This window comes from Occallatibacter sp. (assembly GCF_049802275.1).
Classification (GTDB): Bacteria; Acidobacteriota; Terriglobia; order Terriglobales; family Acidobacteriaceae; genus Telmatobacter.
The window spans coordinates 1-4306 of the sequence record NZ_JBARMD010000059.1; the positions used below are offsets into that span (position 1 = coordinate 1).

The following is a 4306-nucleotide window of genomic DNA, read 5'->3' on the forward strand; positions in this document are numbered from 1 at the left end:
TTTTATGTCACTTCCACCGATGGCAAAAGCGCCGAGATCTGGCCGCTGCCCGAGTGGGAAAAAAGGGAGCAGCAATTGGCTGACTCCAGCACCATGGACGACGCGGTTCGCAAATACCTCAACGTGACCAGCTATTACGGCCAGCAGGTGGAGATGGACAACCAGGCAAGGCTTCTACTCCCCCAGATCCTCCGCAATGCTGCCAGCCTTGATGGTGAAGTTACGGTTTTCGGCATGAGGACATACCTGGAAGTTCATAACCGGGAGATCTTCGAACAGAATTTGGCGGCGAATCAGTTGACCGCCGACGATCGCAAGGCAATGGCGGAGATTCTTCGCCACAAGAACTAGGCTTTCGGGCCGATGGCCCAAATTGCCCCCCAGGGGGAGCACATGTCGAAGCAAAGTGAACGTCATGTGCCGGTTCTTTTACAAGATGCGATTCAGTTTCTCAATGTACGCGCAGGCAGCGTCATTGCTGACTGCACACTCGGTCTTGCAGGCCATGCGGCAGAAATTGCCCGCCGCCTTGGACCCGAGGGAAAAGTGATCGGCTTCGATCGCGATCCTGAGGCACTGGAGCTTGCAAAGGCCCGCCTCGACCAGGTTGCACTGGAACTCGGAAGCCAGGCGCCTCACATAACGCTCATCGGCGAAGCCTTCAGTTCCATTAGCAACCATGTTGAACCGGGCTCGCTCGATGGCATATTGGCCGACTTTGGCGTCAGTAGCCTGCAGATCGACGAAGCGCGCAGAGGATTCAGTTTTATGGCGGACGGACCCCTGGATATGCGGCAAGATCCGCGATCCGGTCCCACCGCCGCACAAGTGGTGAATGAGGCGAACGAGCGTGAGCTTGCCGACCTTATTTACGAATACGGAGACGAAAGGAGGTCGCGGAGAATCGCCAGAGCCATTGTGCGCGGGCGGCCAGTTACAACCACCGGGCAGTTGTCCCGGATTGTTGCTTCAGCCGCCCCGGCAATGAAACAGGACAAGATTCACCCGGCAACGCGCACGTTCCAGGCGCTCCGGATTTACGTAAATCGCGAGTTGGATGAAATTCGGGAACTGCTGGAGGCCGCACCAAGATTGCTTAAGCCCTCCGGACGACTGGTAGTCATCAGCTTTCACTCGCTGGAAGATCGCATCGCGAAAGACATTTTGCGCGAAAACGCGCACAAGGGAATTCTTGAAGTGCTGACCAAGAAACCGGTTACAGCCAGTGAAGAAGAAACAGATCGCAACCCGCGCTCAAGAAGCGCCAAGTTGCGAGCGGCAGAGAGGACGAGCAAGCTACTAGCCACTAGCTTTTAGCTTCCAGTTACTAGCTTTTAGCTTCTAGCTTCGAGCTACTAGTTACTAGATTCATCGGGTAATTTCGATCGATTTTTTAGTAGACGGCTTTGTATCAGGGCCCGACTTTAGTCGTGCCGAAAGAAGAAAGCGAGAGTTCCGAGGTTTTAACCCCTGAGGGGAGAAATCGGGCGCCCCAAAAGTTCGAATGAAAGTAGCTGTTTACTTCGATGATTCGAAGAATTGAAATCAGCAAGATTCCGACTAGCGGCTAGAAGCTGGCGGCTAGAAGCTAGGAGACAAACATGGCTGCATGCACCGCAACATTATTTGATGTAAAACCCGGCTGGACCGCTCGCGTGGCAGAGCGCAATGCCGCACTGTTGGCCCAGCAGCCCATGCGCCGTCGCGGAGTGCGGACACCCGAAATCATCTTCGCGCACCACATCGACAACACGCGCCTCGTCAAGGCACCCGATCCCGTTCGCGCGCGTCAGATGCGGACCTTCTCGGCTGCACTTACAGTGCTGTTCTCGCTAATCATGTTTTATGGCCTGCAGCATTTCAACGTCATCGAGAACTCCTATCGCATCGAGTCGGAAAAGCAGGTGCGTGATCAGCTGCGCGAGCAGAATCGCCAGCTCCGTCTGACTGAAGCGCAGCTTTCGCAGCCCGGCCGCATTGACAACCTGTCACGCCAGCTCGGACTCAGCGAGCCGCAGCCCGGACAGGTTGTGCACGCCGCCACGCACATCGACTCGAGCGCTCCGGTGCTTGCACAAGTCAACGCCCCGCAGCCGAACCCGGCCAACTGAATTCGGCGCTTTTCGTTTTGAAGGCGCACCAAACACAACCGATAACTTGAATTGTCATCCTGAGCGGAGCATGCTTGGGCCCCGCGGACGTAAGTCCGTGGGGCAAGCGCCGCGAAGGATCTGCTTTTGGGAAATGCGTCAATGGACTTGCCACAACGCACCCAATGATCTCTGAGGTACCTCCTGTTTCACATTGAACGCTTCGATCAAAACAGGTGCGCCTCAATGCACTAATCTGAATCTCGAACCGCTGATCAAAATGCAGGCAGCTCTCCGCGCAACTCGACCTCGCCCTATCGCCACACCGCGCGCCATGCCCATGAAGCTGGCGCGTTTTTGGCTTGTCTGCGGCTTCTTTCTCTTCTGGGCCTTCGCTATCGCTGGGCGTCTCTTCTGGCTCCAGATCATCCGCCACAACGACTACGTTGAGCGGGCCGAAAAGCAGCAGCAGCGCACCTTTGAGGTCGCGCCCCGCCGCGGCGTTCTCTACGACCGCAACCTGCACGAGCTGGCCATGACCGTGCAGGTCGACTCCATTTACGCTGTCCCCTCCGAGATTGATGATCGGAATGCCGCTGCCCGCACTCTCGCCGCCATCGTCCACACTGACCCTGAAGACAAGCTCAGCCGCGAAGAGCAGATCGCGCATCGTCTCGACGAGGGCAGGAATTTCGCTTGGGTCGCACGCCGCGTCACCCCCGAAGTTGCTGCAAAGGTTCGCGCCCTCAATATGAAGGGGATCTACTTCCAGAACGAATTCCAGCGCTTCTATCCCGACAACCAGATTGCCGCGCAGGTCCTAGGCTACGTTGGTCTCGATGACAACGGCCTCGGCGGCCTCGAAGGCAAGTTCGACGGGAAGCTGCACGGCGTTCCCGGCCGCGTGTTTACCGCCATGGACGCGCGCCGCCATGTGCTCGGTTCAGTAGCTCATGAACCCGAGCCTGGCCAGAATCTCCAGCTCACCATTGACGAAAACATCCAGTTCATGGCCGAGCGCGCACTGGACCACAACATGGAGCGGACGCATGCCGATAGTGGAACCGTCGTCGTGCAGGACGTGCACACCGGGCAGATCCTTGCCCTCGCCATACGGCCCACGTTCAATCCCAATCAGTTTCGCCACACCACGCCCGCGCTTTTGAAGAACCACGCGGTGAGCGATGTCTACGAACCCGGCTCGACCTTCAAACTCGTCACCTACTCCGCCGCACTCGACCAGGGCGTAACTCACCCGGATGACATGATTGACTGCCAGGGTGGTCAGATCAAGATGGCCGGCGGCCGCATCATCCACGACGACAAGGCGGATCACTTTGGAGTCGTCACCGTCCACTACGCGCTTGAGCACTCCAGCGACGTAGCCGCGGTGAAGCTCGCCCTCAAGATGGGCCCCGACAATTTTTACAAGTACATTCACGATTTCGGTTTCGGCAGCCGCACCGGCGCCGAGCTGCCCGGAGAAACGCGTGGCTTGTTACGCACGCCTAACCGGTGGGGATCCAGCTCCATCGGCTCCATCGCTATCGGGCAGGAAGTCGGCGTCACTCCGATTCAACTTGTGTCGATGGTTTCAACCATCGCAAACGGCGGAGTGTATCTGCCTCCGCACGTATTGATTGCGCAGCCAGCCGGCACCAACGGCCAAGCCGCACCGCAGATGCAAGCGCAGCCATTCAGTGCCGGTGGCGATCTACCCGATCCGCTGCCTCAGGGCGCGCATCGTGTGCTTTCAACCATGACGGCCGCCCAGATGCGCAAGATGATGGAGGGCGTCGTTCTCTACGGCACCGGAAAACCCGCCCAGCTTAATGGCTACTCCTCCGGCGGCAAAACCGGCACCGCGCAAAAAGTCGACCCTGTCACCCATCTCTACTCGAAGACGATGCATGTGGCCTCTTTCGCCGGCATCGCGCCGGTCAATAACCCCGTCATCGCCGTCGCCGTCATTATGGACAACCCCAAAGGCGCGTCCTACTACGGAACCGCGGTCTCCGCCCCTGTATTTGCTGAAGTCGCCCAGCAGGTGCTCGAATACCTCAGTGTTCCCCACGACATTGAGGTGCGCGCTCCCAGGACGCCGCTGAACGCACCCAAGGCCGAAAAGCCCGTCGAAGAAGACGACGCCAATGTTGATCAGGCAGAAGTGAACTCACTCTTCGCCGCAGCCAACGACCTGCCCGCAGACGATCCGC

General features: G+C 58.2%; 4 protein-coding genes. All 4 read left to right on the plus strand.

Annotated features, from left to right (window positions below):
• Nucleotides 1-351: division/cell wall cluster transcriptional repressor MraZ (locus WA354_RS01885; RefSeq protein WP_472811314.1), on the plus strand; the 351-nt coding region annotated here is incomplete at its 5' end.
• A 42-nt stretch (nt 352-393) separates the two neighbouring features.
• Complete coding sequence (gene rsmH, locus WA354_RS01890; RefSeq protein ID WP_472811315.1) at nt 394-1317, plus strand: 16S rRNA (cytosine(1402)-N(4))-methyltransferase RsmH; 924 nt, start codon at nt 394-396, stop codon at nt 1315-1317.
• 284 nt (nt 1318-1601) lie between these two features.
• The gene (locus WA354_RS01895; RefSeq protein ID WP_472811316.1) at nt 1602-2111 is read left to right on the plus strand and encodes a cell division protein FtsL; all 510 of its coding nucleotides are present in this window, start codon (nt 1602-1604) and stop codon (nt 2109-2111) included.
• 259 nt (nt 2112-2370) lie between these two features.
• A partial coding sequence (locus WA354_RS01900) for a peptidoglycan D,D-transpeptidase FtsI family protein (RefSeq protein ID WP_472811317.1) occupies nt 2371-4306 on the plus strand: 1936 nt, incomplete at its 3' end.

What these genes read in the sequence shown, in the direction of transcription:
- WA354_RS01895 (WP_472811316.1), top strand. Translation starts at nt 1,602, where the DNA reads ATGGCTGCATGCACCGCAACATTATTTGATGTAAAACCCGGCTGGACC.
- rsmH (WP_472811315.1), top strand. Translation starts at nt 394, where the DNA reads ATGTCGAAGCAAAGTGAACGTCATGTGCCGGTTCTTTTACAAGATGCG.